Source organism: Pseudomonas sp. PDM25, assembly GCF_019219045.1.
Lineage (GTDB): Bacteria > Pseudomonadota > Gammaproteobacteria > Pseudomonadales > Pseudomonadaceae > Aquipseudomonas.
Genome location: NZ_JAHUWL010000006.1, coordinates 239146 through 263312, shown reverse-complemented (window position 1 = coordinate 263312; position 24167 = coordinate 239146). Strand labels below are relative to the sequence as shown.

Below are 24167 nucleotides of genomic sequence, written 5' to 3'. Positions count from 1 at the left end.
AAAGCGATCTAACAGCAACCCCGCCGACTCAACTGCCGGGTTGCGCGAGGCACAGTGCACAACCTTCGCAGGGTCTGGCGCAACCACGCCAGATCGTGGACCGGTTTGCGCTTCAGCGTTGCCGGTTTCACCTTGCCAATGTGCCTGGCGAAGTCCTCCTGCAAGGTTTGCTCAGTGCCGATTCCCTTGAGCTTCTTCAGCAACTTCCCCTCCTTGTAAAACAGCACGGTGGGTGTGCCGGTGACGTCCGGGTGGCGGGGGGATTCGCTGGTACTGAGCATGTAGATCTGCGCGTGATGCCGATACGGCTCGGCGATCTGGCGAAACACCGGTCCGGCCATTTCGCAGGCGGGACAGTGTTCACTGCCGAAGTACAGGATCACCGGGCGCCAGGTTTTCAGCGCCTTGCGATAGACCGGGGCCAATGCTGTAGAAGTGGTTGTCGAGCTCATTGAAATCTCCGTCTTCAATATGGGCACGTGTTGTAGTAGTAAAGGGGCTGGCAGCCAAATGGCTGGCTACCAGTTGGTCAGACTTCAACCGCGTTCGAGCCGCACATCATCGAAATACGATCCAAAAGTGTCGAATGGACCATCGTTTGCTTCCAGCTTGATCGTCACTTTGTGGGTGCCTGCTGGTGCAATGAAGTCTACGAAGTGCGCGCTCCAGGGGGTGCCACTGCTGATATCGAGGCGTCGCACCGTCCATGATGGATACAGTAAAACTTGTGCTGTGCAGGCGCAGCCTCGCTCTGTTTTCATTTTCACGGAAAACCGGTATTCGCCCGCGCTGGTGATCGTAACGTCCTGAGTGATCAGGCCAGGAGCCTGCAAGACACAATAACCGTTTTCATAGCGGGTTTTCTCTGCTGTATGGGTCGTCCAGTACTGGTCTTCCTGCGTGAACTCACCATTGAGCAGCAAATTGGTGGTTGAGGATTGTTGAGACATGTGAAAACTCCTGTAAGTGGTTTGTCAAAACCGCAATCCCAGCTAATCGCGTGTGAGGGAAGGTCTGAGCTGTTGTACGAATTGAGCGCTCATAACCTGCGGTCCACAACTGTCAGATCTGACAGGTCACCTCTGAAAACCGATGAACGGTCACTGTTAACTTGGCGCATCAGTGCGAACGGGCAGGCATGCGCCAAGTGTTTATGGCGCTCCACGCACCTTTTTGTGGCCTTGCTACCCATGGGTGTAGCCCCCGGTAGCAGCCTCGCCGCGGTCGATGGTGTGCAGTATTCGCTCGTATTTTTCTATCCTCTTGAATTAATAGCCTTTTCGGATCCACGAAGATTTTCCGTCAATCCTGTGGCACACTTTCTGCTGTCTATTCCGTTGTTACATACCAATATCCGGTATAGCGGAATAAACATCACCCTGGAGTGCTTGCCATGCATCGCCGACCTTTCTTGTTTAAAGCGTGTGTTTTTGTTTTCGCGGCTTCGGCTGCTGTCATGGGCGTGGCCCAGGCAGCGGACAGCAAGCTCGATAGCGTGCTGGCCCGCGGGAAACTGATTGTGGGCACGGGCAGTACCAATGCGCCGTGGCACTTCCAGGGAGCGGACGGCAAGTTGCAGGGTTTTGATATCGATATCGCGCGGATGGTGGCGAAAGGGTTGTTCAACGACCCAAGCAAAGTCGAGTTCGTGGTGCAGTCGTCCGATGCGCGGATTCCCAACCTGCTGACGGACAAGGTCGACATGAGCTGTCAGTTCATCACCGTGACGGCCAGCCGTGCCCAGCAAGTGGCATTCACGCTGCCGTACTACCGCGAAGGTGTCGGCCTGCTGTTGCCGGCCAACAGCAAGTACAAGGAAATTGAAGACCTGAAAGCCGCCGGCGACAGCGTCACCGTGGCGGTGCTGCAGAACGTGTACGCCGAAGAACTGGTGCATCAGGCCTTGCCCAAAGCCAAGGTCGATCAGTACGACAGCGTGGACCTGATGTATCAGGCAGTGAACTCCGGCCGTGCCGACGCCGCTGCGACCGATCAGTCGTCGGTGAAATACCTGATGGTGCAGAACCAGGGGCGCTATCGCAGCCCGGCTTATGCCTGGAGCCCGCAAACCTACGCGTGCGCTGTCAAACGCGGCGACCAGGACTGGCTGAACTTCGTCAATACCGTCTTGCATGAAGGCATGACCGGCGTTGAATTCCCGACCTACGCGGCCTCCTTCAAGCAGTGGTTCGGTGTCGATCTGCCGACGCCAGCCATCGGTTTCCCCGTCGAATTCAAATGATCCCGTGAGAGCGGGGCGGTCATCAATCGCCCCGTTCAAGGTACCGCTGACCATGAACTATCAGTTGAATTTTGCCGCCGTGTGGCGCGATTTCGACACCTTGCTGGCGGGGCTCGGTCTGGGCCTCGAACTGGCGCTGGTGTCGATCGCCATCGGCTGCGTGATCGGCCTGCTGATGGCGTTTGCTTTGCTGTCAAAGCACCGCGCGTTGCGGGTGCTGGCGTCGGTGTATGTGACGGTGATCCGTAACACGCCGATTCTGGTGTTGATTCTGTTGATCTACTTCGCCTTGCCGAGCCTGGGGATTCGTCTGGACAAGATCCCGTCGTTCATCATCACTCTGTCGCTGTATGCCGGGGCCTATCTGACCGAAGTGTTCCGCGGTGGGCTGTTGAGCATTCCCAAGGGGCAGCGCGAAGCGGGGTTGGCGATCGGTCTGGGTGAGTGGCAGGTCAAGGCGTACGTCACCGTGCCGGTGATGCTGCGCAATGTGCTGCCGGCCTTGTCGAACAACTTCATTTCGCTGTTCAAGGACACCTCGCTGGCCGCGGCGATTGCCGTGCCGGAGCTGACCTATTACGCGCGCAAGATCAATGTCGAGAGCTACCGGGTGATTGAAACCTGGCTGGTGACCACAGCGCTCTATGTGGCGGCCTGTTACCTCATTGCCATGATGCTGCGTTACCTCGAGCAGCGTCTGGCGATTCGCCGATAGGAGGCCCACATGTACGAATCCCCCAGTTGGTTGCATGAGTTGTGGGTTGCCCGAGAAGTGCTGTGGCAAGGCTTTTTGACCAGTGTGCAGGTCTCGGCCCTGGCGATTCTGCTGGGCACGATGGTCGGCATCGTCGCCGGCCTGGTGCTGACCTACGGCAAGTTCTGGATGCGCGCGCCTTTCCGGTTTTATGTCGACATCATTCGCGGCACGCCGGTGTTTGTATTGGTGCTGGCCTGCTTCTATATGGCGCCGGCGCTGGGCTGGCAGATCAGTGCGTTTCAGGCTGGTGCGTTGGGGCTGACGCTGTTTTGCGGCTCCCATGTCGCCGAGATCGTGCGCGGCGCGTTGCAAGCGTTGCCCAGTGGTCAGATGGAAGCGAGCAAGGCGATCGGCCTGACGTTTTATCAAGCACTCGGTTACGTGTTGTTGCCTCAGGCGCTGCGGCAGATCTTGCCGACCTGGGTCAACTCGTCCACCGAGATCGTCAAGGCTTCGACGCTGTTGTCGGTGATCGGTGTCGCCGAGTTGTTGCTCAGCACGCAGCAGATTATCGCCCGGACCTTCATGACCCTCGAGTTTTACCTGTTCGCCGGATTTCTGTTTTTCGTCATCAACTACGCCATCGAATTACTCGGCCGGCACATTGAAAAGCGGGTGGCCTTGCCATGACTCAACCTCAGCTCTCTAACGCAAAAGACGCCAACGCTCAAAACGATCAGCCCTTGCTGGACATTCGCGGGTTGCACAAAAAGTACGGCCAGCTCGAAGTGCTCAAGGGCGTCGACCTGACAATGCAGCGCGGCAACGTCGTGACGTTGATCGGTTCCAGCGGTTCGGGCAAGACCACGCTGCTGCGCTGCGTGAACATGCTCGAAGAGTTCCAGGGCGGGCAGATCATGCTCGATGGCGAGTCCATCGGTTATGACGAGGTCAACGGCAAGCGCGTGCGTCACCCGGAAAAAGTCATCGCCCGGCATCGGGCCATGACCGGCATGGCGTTCCAGCAGTTCAACCTGTTTCCTCACCTCACGGCGTTGCAGAACGTCACCCTCGGTTTGCTCAAGGTCAAAAAGCTGCACAAGGATGAAGCGGTGGCCCTGGCGGAAAAATGGCTGGAACGGGTCGGCTTGCTGGAACGCCGCGATCACTTCCCCGGTCAGTTGTCCGGTGGTCAGCAGCAGCGTGTGGCGATTGCCCGGGCGATTGCGATGAACCCGAGCCTGATGCTGTTCGACGAAGTCACTTCGGCCCTCGACCCGGAACTGGTGGGCGAAGTGCTGAGCGTGATCAAAGGCCTGGCCGAGGACGGCATGACCATGCTGTTGGTGACCCACGAAATGCGGTTTGCGTTTGAAGTCTCGGACAAGATCGTCTTCATGAATCAGGGGCGGATCGAAGAGCAGGGGCCACCCAAGGAACTGTTCGAACGCCCGCAATCACCGCGTCTGGCGGAGTTTCTCAAGAACACGCGGTTCTGATTTTTTTTCAAAAGCATTTTCACTTTTCAATCAGGAGAAACACTCATGAGCATTACTCGTTACGGCACCGGCAGCACCGCCGGTGGCGGCCAGCCCCGTCCTTTCGCCCGCGCCGTTGAAGCCGATGGCTGGCTGCATGTGTCCGGGCAAGTACCGGCGCTGGATGGCGAAATCATTGTGGGTGGCATCGTCGAACAGACTCACCAGACCATGAAGAACCTGATCGCAATTCTCGAAGAGGCGGGTTATGGCCTCGAAGATGTAGTGCGCACCGGTGTGTGGCTGGAAGACCCGCGGGATTTCTGGAGTTTCAACAAGGTGTTCTCCGAATACTTCAAAAGCGAACACGCCCCGGCCCGAGCCTGTGTGCAGGCGAACATGATGGTCGATTGCAAGGTCGAGATCGATTGCATCGCGTACAAGAAAAAGGCCTGAACCGAGGTGACTTCATCGCTAGCAGGCTAGCTCCCACAGGGAAACGCATTCCAAATGTGGGAGCTAGCCTGCTAGCGATGGCGGCCTAACGGTCGCCGCTGCACTCTGGTTAAACTCCCGGCACTTTTATGGGAACCAATGACATGACCGAAGACACCATCAAGCGCCGGGCTCGCGGTCTGGACCGGGCGTTCGATATCCTCGATTTCCTCAAGGAAGTCGGCAAACCCCTGCGCCCGAACGAAATCGCCAGCGGCATCGGCAGCCCGAAATCCACGGTCTACGAATTGGTTGCCTCGCTGCTGGAGCGACGGATTCTGGAGGCCGTGGGCAAGGACGGTCACGTCTACCTCGGCCGTCAGCTGTACTTCCTTGGGCAGGCACATTTACGCCATTTCGACCTGACCCGCGAGGCCGATCATGCCTTGCAGGAGATCGTCAGCCAGACCCGCGAAACCGCGCAGATGTGCCTGCTCAACGGACGAAAATACACCGTGGCCTTGATGAAAGAGGGCGAGCGGCATTTCCGCATTTCCTCGGACATCGGCGAGAACGCGCCGATCCCCTGGACCGCTTCCGGGCGCCTGTTGCTGGCGCACTTGAGCGACCAGGAAATCGTCGACCTGATCGACCACGACGACTTCATCCTGCCCAATGGCGAGCGTTTGCCGCTGGAGCAGTTTCTCGGAGAAATCCGTCAGGCTGCTATCGATGGCTTCTTCTCTTTCGATAGCGTTGCCGACACCTTTACCCATTGCTTCGCCGCCCCGGTCAAAGACCCGAACGGCGTGGCCATTGCGACCCTGTGTATCGTCGCCCCACGGGCCGATGCCAAGACCAATTACAACGACTACCGCCGGGTGCTGATTGACAGTGCCAACAGCCTGGCCCGTCGCATCAACGAATAACAGCGGCTGCCTGCGGCCGCGAATGTGAGGAGTTCGACCATGTTTTCTGCCAAAACTACTGCCACCGTGGAAAAGGGCTTTGCCCACACAGGCGCCAATCTGGTGCGTGACGTCAGCCTGCCAGCGCTGGTGCTGCACCGCGATGCGCTGGAACACAACATTCGCTGGATGCAGGACTTTGTCAGCAACAGCGGCGCGGAACTGGCGCCCCACGGTAAAACCAGCATGACCCCGGCGCTGTTTCGCCGCCAACTGGACGCCGGTGCCTGGGGCATTACCCTGGCCAGCGCCACGCAAACCCGCGCGGCTTACGCCCATGGCGTGCATCGGGTGCTGATGGCGAACCAATTGGTCGGCACGCCGAACATGGCGTTGATCGCCGATCTGCTGACGGACCCGGCTTTCGACTTCCATTGCATGGTCGATCACCCGGACAACGTCGCTGACCTGGGCGCGTATTTCGCCTCCCGCGGTGTGCGCTTGAACGTGATGATCGAGTACGGCGTGGTCGGCGGTCGTTGCGGTTGCCGCACGGAAGACGAAGTGGTCGCGCTGGCCAAAGCCATTGCGGCACAACCGGCCCTGGCGCTGACCGGGATCGAAGGCTACGAAGGGGTGATTCACGGCGATCACGCGGTGAGCGGCATCCGTGCGTTCGCTGATTCTCTGGTGCGCCTGGCCGTGCAATTGCAGGACAGCGGCGCGTTCGCCATTCCCAAGCCGATCATCACTGCGTCGGGTTCGGCCTGGTATGACCTGATCGCTGAATCCTTCGAAACGCAGAACGCCGGCGGGCGTTTCCTCAGCGTGCTGCGTCCCGGCAGCTACGTAGCTCACGACCATGGCATCTACAAAGAAGCGCAATGCTGCGTGCTCGACCGCCGCAGCGACCTGCACGAAGGCCTGCGCCCGGCGCTGGAAGTCTGGGCTCACGTGCAGTCGTTGCCGGAGCCGGGTTTTGCGGTGATCGCCCTGGGTAAACGCGACGTGGCCTACGACGCCGGGTTGCCGGTGCCGCTGTTGCGTTACAAGGCGGGCGTGGTGCCGGCGACGGGCGACGACGTCAGCGCCTGCAAGGTGACGGCAGTGATGGACCAGCATGCGTTCATGACCGTGGCGCCGGGAGTCGAGTTGCGGGTGGGGGACATTATTTCCTTTGGGACTTCGCACCCGTGCCTGACGTTCGACAAGTGGCGCATCGGGTGTCTGGTGGATGAGCAGCTGAATGTCATCGAAACCATGGAAACCTGTTTCTAAGGCTTGAGACCGCGTCGCGGCCTTCGCGAGCAAGCCCGCTCCCACACTGGATCTCCGGTGTTCACAAGACCCCTGTGGGAGCGGGCTTGCTCGCGAAGACGTCCGTCCAGACACCACCGAAACACCAGAGACACCACATCAATGAACACCATCAACACCCTCGGCCCCAACACCCCGCGCATTGCCCTGATCGGCGAATGCATGATCGAGTTGCAGCAACGCGCCGACGGCAGCCTGCAACAGAGTTTCGGTGGCGATACCTTGAACACGGCGGTCTACCTGTCCCGGGAGTTGGGCGAGGGCGGCTTGGTGGATTACGTCACCGCCCTGGGTGACGACAGTTTCAGCGATGCGATGTGCCAGAGCTGGGCCGACGAAAACATCGGGCTGGGCATGGTCCAGCGCTTGCCCGGCCGATTGCCCGGCTTGTATTGCATCCAGACTGACGCTGCCGGCGAGCGGCGCTTTCTCTACTGGCGCAACGAAGCGGCAGTCCGCGATTGTTTCACCACCCCGGCCGCCGCGCCGATCCTGGCGGCACTGCCGGATTACGATGTGCTGTATTTCAGCGGCATCACCCTGGCGGTGCTCGGCGCGCAAGGTAGGGAAAAGTTACTGGAAACCCTGATCGAAGCCCGGCAGCGGGATGCGCGGATCGTGTTCGACAACAACTACCGGCCACGTTTGTGGACGTCGATCGAGGACGCGCGAGCGGCCTATCGCAGCGTTCTGCCCTATGTCGACCTCGCGTTGCTGACCGTTGATGACGAGCAGGCGCTGTTTGATTTTTCCGATTGCGAGGCGGTGTTTGCCGCTTACGAGCAGATGGGCACGCCTGAAGTGGTACTCAAGCGTGGGGCAGAGGCGTGTTTGATTCGTTGTGATGGCGAGTCGTTTGAAGTGCCGGCGCAGGTGGTCGAACGGGTGGTGGACACCACGGCGGCGGGGGATTCTTTCAGTGCGGCGTATTTGGCCAGTCGCCTGAAAGGAGGCAGCCCGGTTGAGGCGGCTGAAGCGGGGCATCGGTTGGCGAGTCGGGTGATTCAGGTGCCGGGGGCGCTCATTCCCCGATAAGTGGAGGATGGCCGCTTGCTGCGCAATCGGTTCGCGAGCAAGCCCGCTCCCACATTTGTCTGCGCACTATCAGGCAATGGAGATCAAATGTGGGAGCGGGCTTGCTCGCGAAGGGGGCCTTAAACCAACCCATTAATCCCGGTAAAACACTTGCACCAGGTGATAGCCGAACTTGCTCTTGATCGGTCCGTGCACCACGCGCAACGGTTTTTTGAAAATCACTGCATCGATGACGCCGACCATCTGTCCGGGCCGCACTTCGCCCAGGTCGCCGCCGCGCTTGCCGGACGGGCAGGTGGAATACTTCTTGGCCAGCACATCGAAGGCTTCGCCCTTGGCGATGCGTTGTTTGAGCTGTTCGGCTTCTTCCGATGTTTTCACCAGAATATGGCGGGCTTGAGCTTTCATGGGCAGTACCTTGCAACGGTGGTGGCTATGTGGGTGCCAGCGTGGGGCGCGCGATTATGCCTTAACTCAGTCCGGTTGACCGATCATCGCGCGAATCTTGTTGGCCAACAGGTCCATGGAAAAGGGCTTGGCCACCATGTCCATGCCGTCTTCCAGGAAACCCTGGCGCTCGGTGGCTTTTTCCGCATAACCGGTCATGAACAGCACTTTGAGCTCGGGGCGGTGCTGGCGCGCAATCTCCGCCAGTTGCCGGCCGTTCATCCCCGGCAGCCCGACATCGGTGACCAGCAAATCGACCCGCAGGTCGGACTCCAGCAGGGGCAGGGCGGTCTTCGCGTCTTCGGCTTCATGGGCGTGATAACCCAGCTCGTTGAGCAGGTCGAGCACCAGCATGCGCACCGCCGGGTCGTCCTCCACCAACACCACGGTTTCGCCGGCAATCGCCGCCGGGGCTTCGCTGGTGACCGGCATCAAGATGTTTTCGGGCTCTGCGTCGTGCAGCCGCGGCAGGTACAGACGAACGCTGGTGCCCTGGCCCGGCAAGCTGAACAGGCTGACATGCCCGCCCGACTGCTGGGCAAAACCATAAATCATCGACAGCCCAAGACCGGTGCCCTGGCCGATGGGTTTGGTGGTGAAGAATGGGTCGAAAGCCTTGGCCAGCACCGACGGGGTCATCCCGGTACCGTTGTCGCTGACGGCAATCATCAGATAATCCCCGGCCTTGACCGGTTCCAGGGTGTTGATGTCACTGCTGTCGAGGTACACGTTGGCGGTTTCGATCCGCAACTCGCCGCCGTCGGGCATGGCGTCCCGGGCGTTGATCACCAGATTGAGCAGGGCATTTTCCAGCTGGCTGACGTCGGTGCTGACCGGCCACACGTCATCGGCCAGTTGCAGTTTGAGCTCGATGTGGTCGCCCTTGGTCCGGCTGAGCAGGTCTTCCAGGGAATGGATCAGATCATTGGCGTTCAGCGGCTTGCGGTCCAGTGACTGACGCCGGGAAAACGCCAGCAGGCGATGGGTCAGGGCGGCGGCGCGGTTGGCCGAGGACACTGCCGCCTCGCTGAAACGCCCTACCTCGGCGGCGCGCCCGTCGGCGATGTAGCGCTGCATCAAGTCGAGGCTGCCGATGATCCCGGTGAGCATATTGTTGAAGTCATGGGCGATGCCGCCGGTGAGCTGGCCGAGCGCTTCCATCTTCTGCGCATGGCGCAACGCTTCTTCGGCGCGTTCGCGTTCGAACATCTCGTTCTGCAGTCGCTGGTTGGCTTGCGCCAATTGTTGGGTGCGGGCGGCGACTCGCTCCTCAAGCGTTTCGTTGAGATTGCGCAGGGCTTCTTCGGTCTGTTTGCGCTCGGTTTCGTCAATCACAAAGATATAGAAACCATTGACCGCACCATCCGCGCCGTGGCGCGGTAAGTAGTTCATCAGCGCATGGCGGATGCTGCCGTCACGGTGCGGGGTGCTAATGCTGAAACAACAAGGCTTGCCGGACAGCGCTTGGGCGATGTATTCGGCGCGCAATGCATAGGCTTCTTCACCCAGTACTTCACGGATGGTTTTGCCAAAGAGCTCCTGAGGCGTCAGCCCGTACCAGTCGAGGTAAGCCGCATTGTTCAGGCGAAAGCGTTCTTCGCTGTCCACGTAGCTGATCAGGATCGGCATGGCGTTGATGATCAGTTGCAGCTCGGTCTGACTTTGCCGCAAGGCTTGTTCTGTGTGTTTGCGCTCGGTCAGGTCCAGGGCGGCGCCGAGGAAGCGGATCGGCCGGCCATGGTGGTCCTTGTAGCAACGACCCCGGGCGAACACCCAGCGCAACTGACCGTCGGCTTGCAGCAGGCGATATTCCTCGGCGTACTCGGTGCCGTGGGTGATGGAGTGCTTGATGCTGCGGGCGACCATGGCGCGATCTTGCGGGTGCACGCCCTGAAGGTAGGCGCTGATGGGCAACTGATTGGCGAGCAGCGGGTCGATACCGTGTAACTGGGCGAAGTGGGCGTCGGCAATGAAACGGTCTTCGTTGATGTCCCAGTCCCAGGTGCCCACGGCGTCGGTGGCCGCGAGGGCCAGTTGCAGGCGTTCCTCGGTTTCGTGCTGGGCCTTGAGGCTGGCAGCCGAACGCTGCTCGAGTTCGAGGGCGATGCGTCGGCGTTCGTTGGTTTCGATGGCGGTCACCAGAATCCCGGCGACCTGGGCGCTTTCATCGCGGATGGGGCTGTAGGTCAGGTCCAGCCAGAAGTCGGAATCCTGGCCATTACGCTGCAAGGTGAAGCGCTGTTCGCTGTAGGTTCGTACCTGTCCTTGTAGGACGGCGCTGTAAATCGGGTCGGTGAAGTCTTTTAACTCTGGCCAGATCAGGTGTGTCGGTTGTCCGAAAGCATGTGGATGTTTGCTGCCGGACAGCAGGGCGAAGCCGTCGTTGTAGATCTGCGTGAGCTGCGGCCCCCACAGCAACAGCATGGGCATCGGCGAATGAATCACGATATCCACGGCGGTTCGCAGGCTTTGCGGCCAGGTACTGGCAGCGCCCAGTGGGCTGAGTCTCCAGTCCAGTCGGGCAATCAAGGCCTGGGCATCGCTGCCGGTCGGTGTTGCGTTCATCAAGATGTCCTGCACTTAAGTCGGTGTGGCGGTGTCGACTATCCTTGTACCGCAGTAGAGGCTGGAAGACCCGTTTGGGTCGTTTTTATTCATTGAATGCTTCGCGGGTGCTTTTTGCCATGGAAATCGATGCACTGTTAGGGCTCCTGGCCAGCCAGAATGGCTCCGATCTTTATCTGTCCACCGGTGCGCCACCCAGCGCACGCTTCGAGGGTGTGCTTAAACCCTTGGCTGATCAGCCGTTCAAGCCGGGAGAAGTCGCGGCCATTGCCGCGTCCATCATGGACGCCGAACAGCGTCTGGAGTTCGACCGGGAGCTGGAGATGAACCTGGCCATTTCTTTGACAGGTGTCGGGCGCTTTCGGGTCAATATCTTCAAACAACGCAATGATGTGTCAATCGTGGCGCGCAACATCAAGCTCGACATTCCGCGTTTCGAAAACTTAAAACTGCCGCCGGTGCTGCTCGAAACGGTGATGCTCAAACAAGGACTGATGCTGTTCGTCGGCGCTACCGACTCGGGCAAGTCTACCTCGCTGGCGGCATTGATCGACTACCGCAATCGCCACAGCAGTGGCCACATCATCACCATTGAAGACCCGGTCGAGTACATCCATCGGCACAAGAAGTCGATCATCAACCAGCGCGAGGTCGGCGTCGATACCCGCAGTTTTCACGCCGCATTGAAGAACACCCTGCGCCAGGCACCGGACGTGGTGCTGATCGGCGAAATCCGTGACCGCGAAACGATGGAGCACGCACTGGCGTTTGCCGATACCGGTCATCTGGTTATTTCCACCCTGCATGCCCACAACGCCCATCAGGCGCTGGACCGCATCATCAACTTCTTCCCCGAGGAACGGCGGACGCAGCTGCTTCACGACCTGGGCAACAACCTCAAGGCGTTCGTGTCCCAACGGTTGGTGCACACCCGGGATGGTCAGCGACGGGCAGCGGTGGAAGTGATGATCGGGACGCCGACTATTGGCGATCTGATCCGGCGCAATGAGTTATCCGAACTCAAGGGGATCATGGAGAAGTCTGTAGAGCTGGGGATGCAGACGTTCGATGGAGCGCTTTACGCATTGGTCGTCGAGGGGGCGATCAATGAGGAGGAAGCGGTGAAGCATGCGGATTCTGTGAACAATTTGCGTCTGCGGCTGAAGTTGCACGCCGAAGCGTCACCGCAATCCCACGCACCACCGGGTGAATGGGGACTCATGGACTGATGTATAACTCCTGTGGGAGCGGGCTTGCTCGCGAAAGCGGTGTGTCAGTCGACATCTACGTTGATTGTTAAACCGTTTTCGCGAGCAAGCCCGTTCCCACACTTGGGTCAATCAAGGAGTTCGGGGCGGTTTCGGAATTGCTCAAGCGCCTCGGGATTAGCCAGGGCATCGGTGTTTTTGACCTTCTGCCCATGCACCACATTCCTCACCGCCAGTTCAACGACCTTGCCGCTGATGGTGCGCGGTATATCGGTCACCGCGACAATCTTCGCCGGCACATGCCTCGGTGTGGTGTTGGCGCGGATGACCTGTCGAATCTGTTGTTGCAGCGCCTCGTCCAGTTCGACGCCCTCGCGCAATCGCACGAACAGCACCACCCGCACGTCATCCTGCCATTGCTGACCGATGGCCACGCTGTCCAGAACCTGTGGGATTTTCTCCACCTGACGGTAGATTTCCGCGGTGCCAATGCGCACGCCGCCGGGGTTGAGCACGGCGTCGGAGCGTCCGTGGATCATCATCCCGCCGTGGGGCAATTGTTCCGCGTAATCGCCTTGGGCCCAGACACCGGGGAACTGACTGAAATACGAGGCGCGAAGCTTTTCCTGCCGAGGGTCATTCCAGAACCCGATGGGGATTGCCGGAAAGTGCCGGGTGCACACCAGCTCACCTTTTTCGCCAATCACCGGCTGGCCATTGTCGTTCCAGACTTCCACCGCCATGCCCAGGCTTTTGCCTTGTATCTCGCCACGGCGTACCGATTGCAACGGATTACCGTTCACAAAACACGAAACGATGTCGGTGCCGCCGGACATCGAGGCCAGGCACAGGTCAGGCTTGAGGTCGCGGTAGACGTAGTCGTAACTCTGCGGCGACAACGCGGAGCCGGTGCACAGCAGGGTTTTGAGGCTGCTCAGGTCGTGGCTTTCGCGAGGTTTGATGCCGCTGCTTTCCAGGGTCGCGAGGTACTTGGGGCTGGTGCCGAAGACACTGATGCGTTCGTCGTCGATCAGGTCGACCAGACGCTCGGGACCTGGATGAAATGGCGAGCCGTCGTACAGCACCACCGTGCTGTCCACGGCCAGCGCCGAGACCAGCCAGTTCCACATCATCCAGCCGCAGGTGGTGTAGTAGAACAAGCGGTCGCCGGGGCCGAGGTCGCAATGCAATCCATGCTCCTTGACGTGTTGCAGCAACACGCCGCCGGTGCTGTGAATAATGCATTTCGGCACGCCGGTGGTGCCGCTGGAATAGAGGATGTACAGCGGATGCGCAAAGGGCACGGGGACGAAATCCGGCTCGCCACCCACGTCGTAGAAATCATCCCAGAGCGTCACGTTGGCCCGGGTGTGGAAATGTTCGATGCGCGTTTGCGGTCGGGCGTAAGGCACGACAATCAACTGCTGCAAGGACGGCAAGCGTTCGAGGATTTCATTGACCTTGGCCGTCTGGTCGATGTCCTTGCCGGCATAGCGGTAACCGGCGCAGGTGATCAGCACTGTCGGCTCGATCTGGCCAAAACGGTCGATTACGCCCTGGGTGCCGAAGTCCGGTGAGGAGCAGGACCAGATCGCCCCCAGGCTAGTGGTGGCGAGCATCGCCACCAGGGTTTGCCAGGTATTGGGCATGCACGCGGCCACTCGGTCGCCAACGACGACGCCAGCGGCGATCAAGCTCTGTTGAAAGCCGGCGACATGCTCCGCCAGTTCTGCCCAGGTCAGGTGTTCACGCTGGCCGTTCTCGCCGATGGCAATGACCGCCACGGCATCATCGCGACGGCGCATCAGGTGTTCGGCGAAGTTCAGGGTGGCGCCGGGAAACCATTGGGCGCTGGGCATGTGCGCGCCCTCGACCAGTACAGCGTCCGGTTGATCGTGGAAACGGATGTCGAAGAAATCGACGATAGCCTGCCAGAACGCTTCGCGCTGATCGATGGACCATTGATGCAGGGCAGGGTAGTCGTCGAGGTGGATGTGATGACGCGTGGAGATGAAGCGCCGGAAGGCTTCCATGCGGGTCTTGCTGATGCGCTCGGCGCTGGGTTGCCAGAGGATGTCGGACATGGCTTGCCTCTTCTTGTTAATGCATTCAGTCGGCCTTTTGTGGCGAGGGGATTTATCCCCGTTCGGCTGCGAAGCAGTCGTAAATCCTGCGCTCTCGGAATGTCAGTCATAGCGGAGGTGCCGGGTTTGGGGCGGCTTCGCCACCCAACGGGGATAAATCCCCTCGCCACAGGGTTACTGGTTGATCACTGCGCCAACCACCCACCATCAATGTTCCACGCCGCGCCACGTACCTGGCTACCGGCCTCACTGCACAAAAACAGCACCAGTTCGCCCAGTTGTGGCGGCGTCACAAACTCCAGGGAAGGCTGCTTCTCGGCCAGCAAATCATGTTGCGCCTGTTGCGGGTCGATCCCTTTGGCGATGCGGTCATCAATCTGCTTCTGCACCAGTGGCGTCAGCACCCAACCTGGGCAGATGGCGTTGCAGGTGACATTGGTGGTGGCGGTTTCCAGCCCGACCACCTTGGTCAAACCGATCACCCCATGCTTGGCTGCCACGTAAGCCGCCTTGCCCACCGACCCAACCTGGCCGTGCACCGAAGCGATGTTGATGATCCTTCCCCAACCCTTGGCGCGCATGCCTGGCAGGCTCAAACGGGTGCTGTGGAACACCGACGACAGGTTGATCGAAATGATCGAATCCCAGCGCTCCACCGGGAACTCTTCCACCGGCGCCACATACTGGATGCCGGCATTGTTGACCAGGATGTCCACGCCGCCGAACTCTCGCTCGGCGTAGGCAATCATGTCGGCGATTTGCTCAGGGTTGCTCACATCAGCCGGGTGATGGCCGACCTTGCCACCGAATTGCTCAACCTCGGCAATCACCTTGGACGCATCACCGAAACCGTTGAGGATCAGATTGGCGCCAGCCTTGGCCAGGCTGAGGGCTATCCCTAAGCCGATGCCGCTGGTGGAACCGGTGACCAGTGCAGTCTTGCCCGAAAGAGTCGTCATGAATACCTCACACAATGCCAGTGGCGTAGAAAGTACCGATCACCACAAAAACCGCCAGGGTCTTGATCAGCGTAATACAGAAAATGTCTTTGTAGGCTTCACGGTGGGTCAGGCCGGTGACCGCCAGCAAGGTAATCACCGCGCCGTTGTGCGGCAGAGTGTCCATGCCGCCACTGGCCATCGCGGCCACCCGGTGCAGCACTTCCAGTGGGATGTTGGCGGCGTGGGCCGCTGCGATGAAGTCATTGGCCATGGCCGCCAGCGCAATGCTCATACCACCCGATGCAGAACCGGTGATGCCGGCCAGCAGGGTCACGGTGATCGCTTCGTTGACCAGCGGATTGGGAATGCTTTTGAGCCAGTCGGCCAATACCAGGAAGCCCGGCAAGGAGGCGATTACCGCACCAAAGCCGTATTCCGATGCGGTGTTCATCGCCGCCAGCAACGAACCGCTGACCGCGCTTCGACTGCCTTCAGCCAACTTGCCGCGAATCGCCTGGAAGCCGAACACCAGCACCATGATGATGCCCACCAGCAACGCAGCTTGAACGGCCCAGATCGCTGTGAGTTTGGCGATGTCGGTGGTCACCGGCGCGGCCATGCCCGGCAGCGCGAGGCTGTGGGTTTTGCCGTACCACTGTGGAATCCATTGGGTAAACAGCAGGTTCATGATGCCCACCGCCAGCAGCGGCGACAGTGCAACCCATGGATTTGGCAGTTTGATGTCGGCAGCGGTTTCCGGCTCGTTGCGCAGCTCGGTACCATAACCCTCACCGGCACGCTGGGCCTTGTTGCGCTGGCGCTGCAGAAACAGCATGCCGACGCAGACCACGAAGATCGCGCCGATCAGGCCCAGCCAGGGCGCGGCCCAGGCGGTGGTGTTGAAGAAGGTGCTGGGGATGATGTTCTGGATTTGCGGGGTGCCGGGCAGAGCGTCCATGGTGAACGAGAATGCGCCGAGGGCGATGGTCGCCGGGATGAGACGCTTGGGAATATTGCTCTGGCGGAACATTTCAGCAGCAAACGGGTAGACCGCGAATACCACCACGAACAGCGACACGCCGCCGTAAGTCAGCAGGGCGCAGACCAGTACGATCACCAGCATCGCCTGACGCGTGCCGAGGAGGCGAATCGCCGCGGCGACGATGGAGCGCGAGAAGCCCGACAACTCGATCAGCTTGCCGAACACGGCACCGAGCAGGAACACCGGGAAATACAGTTTGATGAAGCCGACCATTTTCTCCATGAACACCCCGGTGAAAGCGGGGGCGACGGCGGAAGGGTCGGTGAGCAGAACGGCGCCGAGGGCGGCAATCGGGGCAAAGAGGATAACGCTGTAGCCACGGTAGGCCGCGAGCATTAGCAGCGTGAGGGCTGCCAAGGCAATGATCACACTCATGGTGTGTCTCCTGGATTGTTATTTTTTTAGGGTGGATCTTGGTGGGAGAGGGCTTTAGCGAGTTTCGTGCCATGCATGCAACACATTGAAATATAAGGATATTTTTTGAGCGAGGCATCGGTTCTGGATTGTTTATCTCTATTTTGAGACTTTTTCTGACTGGGCAGGCCCTTTCGCGAGCAAGCCCGCTCCCACATTTGACTGCATTCTTTTGAACGACTCGATAGAAATGTGGGAGTGGGCTTGCTCGCGAAGAGCGCGCAGCGCTCACGAGGTCATGTCTAACAATAGAGACTTATGTCTCTTTATAGAGACTCTGCAATCCCCAACGCCACCATCTTCTTGTACAACGTCGACCGCCCCAACCCCAACCGCGCCGCCGCTTCAACAACTTTCCCGCCGCATTGCGCGAGGGCCGCTTCAATCAACTGGCGATCAAACCGCTCCCGAGCTGCACTGAACGTCTCATGCGCAACCGGCTCAATCGTGACAGGCGCCACGCGCTCTACCGGTGTGAACGTCCCAATCGCCGCGCGGATATCCGCGGCAGTCAGCATCAAGTTATCACTGAGCAGCGCCGCACGCTCCAGCACGTTGCGCAGCTCGCGAATGTTCCCCGGCCAGGCATGTTGACCCAGCAGTTCCAGGGCTTCGCGGTTCAATTCGTGCTGACTGCGCAACTCCTCCAGAATCGCTTCACTGAGGGCTGGCAGGTCATCGAGTCGATCACGCAGCGGCGGGACCTGGATCGGCAGCACGTTGAGGCGGTAATACAGGTCGGCGCGAAATTCGCCGCGTTTGATCGCAGCTTCCAGATCCGTGGAGGTCGCGGCAATCACCCGCACATCGCTCTGGATCACTTCGTTGGACCCCACCGGTTCGAATTCCTTTTCCTGCAGTACTCGCAGCAGTTTGCTTTGCAGTGGCAACGGCATGTCGCCGATTTCATCGAGAAACAGGGTGCCGCCTTGGGCGATCTGCAACTTGCCGACACGGCCCTTGCGATCAGCGCCGGTAAACGCACCGGGTGCGGTGCCGAAGAATTCCGCTTCCAGCAACGATTCGGGAATCGCCGCGCTGTTGATGCTGACAAAGGCTTTGTGCGCGCGCGGCGAAGCGCCGTGGATCGCCTGAGCCAGCAGCTCTTTGCCGGTGCCGGTTTCACCCAGCAGCAACACCGGGGACTCGGCGCTCGCACTGCGTCGGGCACGGCGTTTGACTTCGAGGCTGGCGGCGCTGGTGCCGATAAAGTGCGCGAAGTTGTACTTGGTCTGCCGCGCCCGCAACAGCGAACGGGTGGATGCCAGTTCTTCCTGCATGCTCATGTAACGCTTGAGCATCGGCGAGAGGCTGCGCAATTCGTCGAACAGTGCAAACCCGATGGCGCCGATCACCACGCCGGCATCGTCATGAATCGGTAGGCGCATCACTACCAGCGGTTCTTTGGGGGTGTCCTGCATATCGAGCAGGATCGGCCGACCGGTGCGCACCACCTCGCGCAACAGACTGCCGGGGATCACACTTTCGCAGGCCTTGCCGATCGCCACTTCTGCCGATTCAAGACCGAAGCGCCGGGCATAGCGCTCGTTCATCCAGACGATGTTCGCATCGCGGTCGACAATCACCGTGCCTTCGCTGGACTGCTCGATGATCTCGAACAGCGAACGGATGGCCAGCAGGCGAACGCGCTGGTAGTCCTTGAGGCTTTCGGTGGTGTTCATGGGCGTCATGTCCAAAATGTGTAGTGTCTGTGCAGGCCTAATCGCGGTTTCAAGTCTTAACCCGGATGCGCCGCCGCCAACAGCTCCTTGGTATACGGATGCTGCGGCGATTCAAACACGTCGTGGCTGGCACCGCTTTCCACTACTTTGCCGTCCTTGATCACGATCATGTCATGAGCCAGGGCGCGCACCACCGCCAGATCGTGGCTGATAAACAGATACGTCAGGCCATGTTTTTCCTGAAGTTGGCGGAGCAGGGCGACCACTTGTTTTTGCACCGTGCGATCCAGCGCCGAGGTCGGTTCGTCGAGCAGGATCAGCGCCGGTTTCAGCACCAGCGCCCGGGCGATGGCGATGCGTTGGCGTTGGCCGCCGGAAAACTCGTGCGGGTAGCGATGACGGCTTTGCGGATCGAGGCCGACTTCCACCAGTGCCCGAATCACTTCGGCTTTGCATTCGTCAGCCGTCAACTGTCTATGCACCTCAAGGCCTTCACTGATGATCTGCGCCACGGACATTCGCGGGCTGAGGCTACCGAATGGGTCCTGGAACACCACCTGCATTTTCTTGCGCCACGGCCGCAACTGCTTCTGCGTCAGGCCGTCCAGCGCTGCACCCTGAAAGCGAATGCTGCCTTCGGAATCGAGCAAGCGCAGGATCGCCTGACCCAGCGTTGACTTGCCGGAACCGGATTCGCCCACAATGCCCAGCGTCTTGCCGCGTTGAATGTTGAGGCTGATGCCGTCCACGGCCTTCAGGTAAGTCTTGCGCTGAAACAGCCCGCCACTCAGGGCAAACTGCACCCGCAAGTCATCTACCTCAAGCACGTTCTCGCGCTCGTCCCGGGGCAGCGCTTCACCTTCCGGTTCCGCGTTCAGCAAGACGCAGCTGTAAGGATGTTTCGGTTCGGTAAACAGTGTTTCGCAAGGTGCCTGCTCGACGATTTCCCCGGCCTTCATCACGCAGACTCGTTGGGCAATGCTGCGCACCAGATTGAGGTCGTGGCTAATCAGCAGCAGCGACATGCCGAGTCGCTTCTGTAGGGATTTGAGCAGCAGCAGGATCTTGCGCTGCACTGTCACGTCCAACGCGGTGGTCGGTTCGTCGGCGATCAGCAACTCCGGTTCGCAGGCCAGGGCCATGGCGATCATCACCCGTTGCCGTTGGCCACCGGACAATTGATGGGGATAGGCCTTGAGCCGCTCTTTGGGCTTCTGAATGCCCACCAGATGCAGCAACTCGAGAATCCGCGCCTGCGCCGCTTTACCGGCCAGGCCCTTGTGCAACAGCAGGGTTTCGCCGATCTGCTTTTCGATGCTGTGCAATGGGTTGAGCGAGGTCATGGGTTCCTGGAAGATCATCGCGATGCGGTCACCCCGCAGTTCTCGCAACACCTTGGCCGGAGCGCCGACCAGCTCCTGGCCGCGATAGCGAATACTGCCCGTGGTTTCGGTGCCGGTCTCGGGCAGCAGTTGCAGGATCGAGTGAGCGGTCACCGACTTGCCGCAGCCCGACTCGCCCACCAGCGCCAGGCATTCGCCGGGGCGGATGTCCAGGCACAGGTTGCGCACCACGGTCTGGCCGCTGAAGGCCACGTTGAGGTCACGGATTTCGATCAGGTTGTTACTCATATCAACAGTCCGCGTCATGACCGGGGATCAAAGGCATCTCGCAATGCCTCCCCGATAAACACCAGTAAAGAAAGAATCAACGCCAAGGTGAAAAACGCCGTCAATCCCAGCCACGGCGCTTGCAGGTTCTGCTTGCCTTGACCGATCAACTCGCCCAGCGATGCACTGCCGGCGGGCATGCCGAAACCGAGGAAGTCCAACGCCGTGAGGGTCGAGATCGCTCCGGTCAGAATGAACGGCAGATAACTCAGGGTCGCGTTCATTGCGTTGGGCAGGATGTGCCGGACGATAACCTTGCGGTCGGTCAGGCCCAACGCCCGGGCGGCTTTAACGTATTCCAGGTTGCGTCCGCGCAGAAACTCGGCGCGCACCACGTCCACCAGGGCCAGCCAGGAAAACAGCGCCATGATCCCCAGCAGCCACCAGAAATTAGGCTCGACGAACCCCGACAGGATGATCAGCAGGTACAGCACCGGCAGTCCCGACCAAACCTCCAGCAACCGTTGACCGATCAGGTCGACCCAGCCGCCGTAATAGCCTTGCAGGGCGCCGGCAGCGATGCCGATCAGTGCGCTGACAAAGGTCAGCATCAAGGCAAACAGGATTGACACCCGAGCACCGAAAATCACTCGGGCCAACACGTCCCGCGCCTGATCGTCGGTGCCCAGCCAGTTGACCTTCGTCGGAGGGCTGGGCGCCGGTTGATTGAGGTCATAGTTCGGCGTGTCGTCGCTGAAGGGGATTGGCGGGAACAGCATCCAGCCACCGTCCTTGTTAATCAGCCTCTGTACATAATCGCTGCGGTAGTCCGCCTGGAACGGCAGCTGCCCGCCAAACTCCTGCTCGGTATGACGCTTCAGGACCGGGAAGTAGAGCGAGCCCTGATAGCTGACGATCAGCGGTTTGTCGTTGGCGATCAGCTCACCACCCAGAGTCAAGAGGAACAGGCCGACAAACAGCCACAGCGACCACCAGCCGCGACGGTTTTTCTTGAAGCGCTCGAAGCGACGACGACCTAACGGCGAGAGCTTGAACATCAGGCGTTCCTCGCGGCGAAGTCGATACGCGGGTCGACGAGGGTGTAGCAGAGATCGCCGACCAGTTTTATCAAGAGACCGAACAGCGTGAAGATGAACAGCGAACCGAACACCACCGGATAGTCCCGGGAAACCGCGGCTTCGTAACTCATGCGACCCAGTCCGTCGAGCGAGAAGATCACTTCGATTAGCAGGGAGCCGGCGAAAAATACGCTGATGAACGCCTGGGGAATCCCCGAGACCACCAGCAGCATGGCGTTGCGAAACACATGACCGTAAAGCACTCGGCGTTCGCTCAGGCCCTTGGCGCGGGCGGTGACCACGTACTGGCGCGTGATTTCATTGAGGAAGGAGTTCTTGGTCAGAATGGTCAGCGTGGCGAACCCGCCGACCACCAGCGCTGTCACCGGCAGTACCAGGTGCCAGAAGTAATCGGCGATTTTGCCCACGGTCGACAGCGATTCGAAGTTGTCCGAGACCAGCCCGCGCACCGGGAACCAGTTCAGCGAGGTACCGCCGGCGAAGACCACGATCAGGAACATCGCGAACAGGAACGCTGGCATGGCGTAGCCGATGACGATCGCGGTGCTGCTCCAGATATCGAAATGGCTGCCGTGATGCACGGCCTTGCGGATGCCCAAAGGGATCGACACCAGGTAGGTGATCAGCGTTGCCCAGAGCCCGAGGGAAATGGTCACCGGCATTTTTTCCAGGATCAGGTCGGTGACGGTCGCGCCGCGGAAAAAACTCTTGCCGAAGTCCAGGCGCGCATAACTGGTGAGCATCAGCCACAGGCGTTCGTGCGCCGGTTTATCGAAGCCGTATTGCTTTTCGATGTCCTTGATCAGCTGCGGATCAAGGCCTCGACTGGATCGGGAGGTGCCGGACATGCGTTCGCTGGAACCGCCGCCGACACTCGCGCCGCCGATGCCTTGCAAGTGCGCGATGGCCTGTTCCACCGGGCCGCCCGGCGCGGCCTGGACGATGATGAAGTTGACCAGAAGAATGATCACCAGCGTCGGAATGATCAGCAGCAGACGCCGCAGTATGTAAGCCCACATCAGTGCGGCCCTCCGGGTTTGCCACGGCTGATTTGCTCAGCGGTCATCTGTTGGTTGGTCAGCGGCGTGGTGCTGATTTCCCACCAGCTCTCGATGGCTTCGTCATTGCTCGCTTGCTCGTTCGGCCTGCCGAAACGATTCCACCACACGGTGGAGCTGCCCGGCGGGTAATAGTTGGGAATCCAGTAGTAGTTCCATTGCAGCACCCGGTCCAGCGCGTGGGCGTAGTGCATCATTTCGGGTTGGGTGGTGGCGCGAATCAGTCCGGCGATCAGTGTGTCGACCGCCGGATTTTTCAACACCATGTAGTTATTGGCGCCTGGGTCGTTGGCCGAGACCGAGCCGAAGTAATTGAGCAGTTCACCCCCGGGCGACGTCGTGACCGGGTAGCCGGTGACGATCATGTCGTAGTCGCGGCTCATCAGGCGATTCACGTATTGGGAGGAGTCGATGCGGCGGATGTTCATGTCGATGCCGATCTGTTTCAGGGTGCGCTTATAAGGCAGCAGCAATCGGTCCATGCCGTTCTGGCTGACCAGGAAAGTGAAACTCAACGACTGGCCTTCTGCGTTGACCAGTTGATCGCCATCGGGTTTCCAGCCGGCCTGTTTGAGCAAATCGAGTGCCTGCAACTGTTTGTCGCGTATCACGCCACTGCCGTCGGTTTTCGGTGCCTGGAAAACCTGGGTGAACACCTCGTCGGGGATCTGCCCGCGCAGCGGTTCGAGAATCGCCAGTTCGCCGGCGTCCGGCAGGTGTCGGGCGGCGAGGTCGGTGTTGGAAAAGTAACTCTGCTGGCGGATGTACATGTCGCGCATCATCTGCCGGTTGCTCCACTCGAAATCCCAGAGCATGACCAGCGCCTGACGCACTCGACGGTCCTGGAACAGCGGGTTTTGCAAATTGAACACAAAACCCTGAGCCGGTTGCGGGGCTTGGGTTGCCAGGTGCGCCTTTTGCAGGCGCCCGTCACTGAGGGCCGGGCCGTCGTAGCCGATGGAGTAAGCGGTGGCGGAGAATTCTCGGTTGTAGTCGTAGGCACCGCCGCGCAGAACCTGGCGGGCGACGTCGGTATCGCCGAAGTACTCGATGCTGAATCGATCGAAATTGTAGAGGCCTCGGCTGACCGGTAAATCCTTGCCCCACCAATCGGCGTTGCGCTCGAAGGTGATGCTGCGACCGGAGTCGACCTTGCCTACCCTGTAGGGGCCGCTGCCCAACGGGGGCTCGTAACCGCCCCCATTGGCGAAGTCGCGAGTCTTCCACCAATGCTCGGGAAGCACCGGCAAGGTCGCGATATCGAGGGGCAGGGTACGGTTTTCATTGCTTTTAAAGTCGAATCGAACCGTCAGAGGTGATTCCACTTCGACGCCTTTGACGTCGGCAAATTGAGTGCGATAACGCAGGCTGCCCTGGGTCATCAACAGGTTGAAGGTGTAGCGCACGTCTTCGGCCGTAATCGGTTTGCCGTCGGCGAAACGGGCCTTGGGGTTGAGGTAGAAGCGCAGGAACAAACCGTCGTCCGAGCGCTCCATCTTCTGAGCCACCAGGCCGTACACGGTGTAAGGCTCGTCCAGTGAACGCTGGGCGAGGGGCGAGTAAAGCAGGCCGTCGATCTGTGTGACGCCAATGCCTTTATCGATGTAGGGCAACATATGATCGAAATGACCGATTTCGACGGCCGAGCGGCGCATCGTGCCACCCTTGGGGGCTTGCGGGTTTGTGTAGGCAAAATGACTAAAGCCGGCAGGATACTTCGCCGGTTCACCGTACACGGTCAACGCATGTTGCGGTGCTGCAGTCACGCCGGTGACGCTCAACAACAGAGCCACGGCAGTGAACAATAAAGTAGGGAACGCCAGTCGCATTGTCAGCCTTAGAGCCGGGTGGTCAATAACCGCAATTTGTACGCTAGCGGCGCGTCCCTCGCCACCCGTATCACG

At 59.9% G+C, this 24167-nt stretch carries 21 protein-coding genes; 9 read left to right on the top strand and 12 right to left on the bottom strand.

Going from position 1 to position 24167, the window contains the following annotated elements; translation table 11 throughout:
* Positions 1–8 precede the first annotated feature (8 nt).
* Together KW848_RS13525 and KW848_RS13520 are read right to left on the bottom strand one after the other, a co-directional pair.
* The gene (locus tag KW848_RS13525) at positions 9–452 is read right to left on the bottom strand and encodes a co-chaperone YbbN (protein ID WP_218537136.1); all 444 of its coding nucleotides are present in this window, start codon (positions 450–452) and stop codon (positions 9–11) included.
* 84 nt (positions 453–536) lie between these two features.
* Positions 537–950, bottom strand: a complete 414-nt coding sequence (locus tag KW848_RS13520; RefSeq protein ID WP_218537135.1) for a hypothetical protein — start codon at positions 948–950, stop codon at positions 537–539.
* A 443-nt stretch (positions 951–1393) separates the two neighbouring features.
* Between KW848_RS13520 and KW848_RS13515 the strand changes: the two genes are divergently transcribed.
* The 8 genes from KW848_RS13515 (at position 1394) to KW848_RS13480 (ending at position 8112) form a co-directional block, all read left to right on the top strand.
* Positions 1394–2242: a transporter substrate-binding domain-containing protein gene (locus tag KW848_RS13515; protein ID WP_111449818.1), complete on the top strand. Its 849-nt coding sequence runs from the start codon at positions 1394–1396 to the stop codon at positions 2240–2242.
* A gap of 52 nt (positions 2243–2294) precedes the next feature.
* A complete protein-coding gene (locus tag KW848_RS13510) occupies positions 2295–2957 on the top strand; it encodes an amino acid ABC transporter permease (protein WP_007941741.1) in 663 nt (220 codons plus the stop codon).
* Positions 2958–2966: 9 nt separating this feature from the next.
* Entirely contained in the window at positions 2967–3629 is a 663-nt protein-coding gene (locus KW848_RS13505; protein ID WP_008033040.1) for an amino acid ABC transporter permease, read from the top strand.
* Positions 3626–4438: an amino acid ABC transporter ATP-binding protein gene (locus tag KW848_RS13500; protein WP_008150948.1), complete on the top strand. Its 813-nt coding sequence runs from the start codon at positions 3626–3628 to the stop codon at positions 4436–4438. The genes KW848_RS13505 and KW848_RS13500 overlap by 4 nt, the downstream gene beginning before the upstream one ends.
* Positions 4439–4483: 45 nt before the next feature.
* Positions 4484–4873, top strand: a complete 390-nt coding sequence (locus KW848_RS13495) for a RidA family protein (RefSeq protein WP_007898265.1) — start codon at positions 4484–4486, stop codon at positions 4871–4873.
* Positions 4874–5016: 143 nt separating this feature from the next.
* Positions 5017–5781, top strand: a complete 765-nt coding sequence (locus KW848_RS13490; protein ID WP_218537134.1) for an IclR family transcriptional regulator — start codon at positions 5017–5019, stop codon at positions 5779–5781.
* Positions 5782–5820: 39 nt separating this feature from the next.
* A complete protein-coding gene (locus KW848_RS13485) occupies positions 5821–7038 on the top strand; it encodes an amino acid deaminase (RefSeq protein WP_218537133.1) in 1218 nt (405 codons plus the stop codon).
* A gap of 141 nt (positions 7039–7179) precedes the next feature.
* Positions 7180–8112 carry a sugar kinase gene (locus tag KW848_RS13480; RefSeq protein WP_218537132.1) on the top strand — a complete coding sequence of 311 codons (933 nt, stop codon included), beginning with the start codon at positions 7180–7182 and terminating at the stop codon, positions 8110–8112.
* Between the two features lie 132 nt (positions 8113–8244).
* Here KW848_RS13480 and KW848_RS13475 read toward each other — a convergent pair whose 3' ends face one another.
* Positions 8245–8520 carry a peptidylprolyl isomerase gene (locus tag KW848_RS13475; protein WP_007898282.1) on the bottom strand — a complete coding sequence of 92 codons (276 nt, stop codon included), beginning with the start codon at positions 8518–8520 and terminating at the stop codon, positions 8245–8247.
* A gap of 66 nt (positions 8521–8586) precedes the next feature.
* Entirely contained in the window at positions 8587–11124 is a 2538-nt protein-coding gene (locus KW848_RS13470) for a PAS domain S-box protein (RefSeq protein ID WP_218537131.1), read from the bottom strand.
* 119 nt (positions 11125–11243) lie between these two features.
* Here KW848_RS13470 and KW848_RS13465 point away from each other — a divergent pair, with 119 nt between their 5' ends.
* Positions 11244–12353, top strand: coding sequence for a PilT/PilU family type 4a pilus ATPase (locus KW848_RS13465; protein WP_218537130.1), 1110 nt, complete (start codon positions 11244–11246; stop codon positions 12351–12353).
* A gap of 107 nt (positions 12354–12460) precedes the next feature.
* Here the strand turns inward: KW848_RS13465 and KW848_RS13460 are convergent, their stop codons facing one another.
* From KW848_RS13460 to KW848_RS13425, 8 genes are all read right to left on the bottom strand, one after another.
* Positions 12461–14416 carry an acetoacetate--CoA ligase gene (locus KW848_RS13460; protein ID WP_218537129.1) on the bottom strand — a complete coding sequence of 652 codons (1956 nt, stop codon included), beginning with the start codon at positions 14414–14416 and terminating at the stop codon, positions 12461–12463.
* Positions 14417–14601: 185 nt separating this feature from the next.
* Positions 14602–15375 carry a 3-hydroxybutyrate dehydrogenase gene (locus KW848_RS13455; RefSeq protein ID WP_218537128.1) on the bottom strand — a complete coding sequence of 258 codons (774 nt, stop codon included), beginning with the start codon at positions 15373–15375 and terminating at the stop codon, positions 14602–14604.
* Positions 15376–15382: 7 nt separating this feature from the next.
* On the bottom strand, positions 15383–16774 hold the full coding sequence (locus KW848_RS13450; RefSeq protein WP_192408005.1) for a GntP family permease: 1392 nt from the start codon (positions 16772–16774) through the stop codon (positions 15383–15385).
* Positions 16775–17079: 305 nt separating this feature from the next.
* On the bottom strand, positions 17080–18495 hold the full coding sequence (locus KW848_RS13445; protein WP_218537127.1) for a sigma-54-dependent Fis family transcriptional regulator: 1416 nt from the start codon (positions 18493–18495) through the stop codon (positions 17080–17082).
* Positions 18496–18551: 56 nt separating this feature from the next.
* The gene (locus KW848_RS13440; RefSeq protein WP_218537126.1) at positions 18552–20126 is read right to left on the bottom strand and encodes an ABC transporter ATP-binding protein; all 1575 of its coding nucleotides are present in this window, start codon (positions 20124–20126) and stop codon (positions 18552–18554) included.
* A 14-nt stretch (positions 20127–20140) separates the two neighbouring features.
* Positions 20141–21163 (bottom strand): ABC transporter permease, encoded by a 1023-nt coding sequence (locus tag KW848_RS13435; RefSeq protein WP_218537125.1) that lies wholly within the window; start codon positions 21161–21163, stop codon positions 20141–20143.
* Complete coding sequence (locus KW848_RS13430) at positions 21163–22224, bottom strand: microcin C ABC transporter permease YejB (protein ID WP_111449803.1); 1062 nt, start codon at positions 22222–22224, stop codon at positions 21163–21165. Before KW848_RS13430 ends, KW848_RS13435 begins: the two co-directional genes overlap by 1 nt.
* Complete coding sequence (locus KW848_RS13425; protein WP_218537124.1) at positions 22224–24092, bottom strand: extracellular solute-binding protein; 1869 nt, start codon at positions 24090–24092, stop codon at positions 22224–22226. Before KW848_RS13425 ends, KW848_RS13430 begins: the two co-directional genes overlap by 1 nt.
* Between the last annotated feature and the right edge of the window lie 75 nt (positions 24093–24167).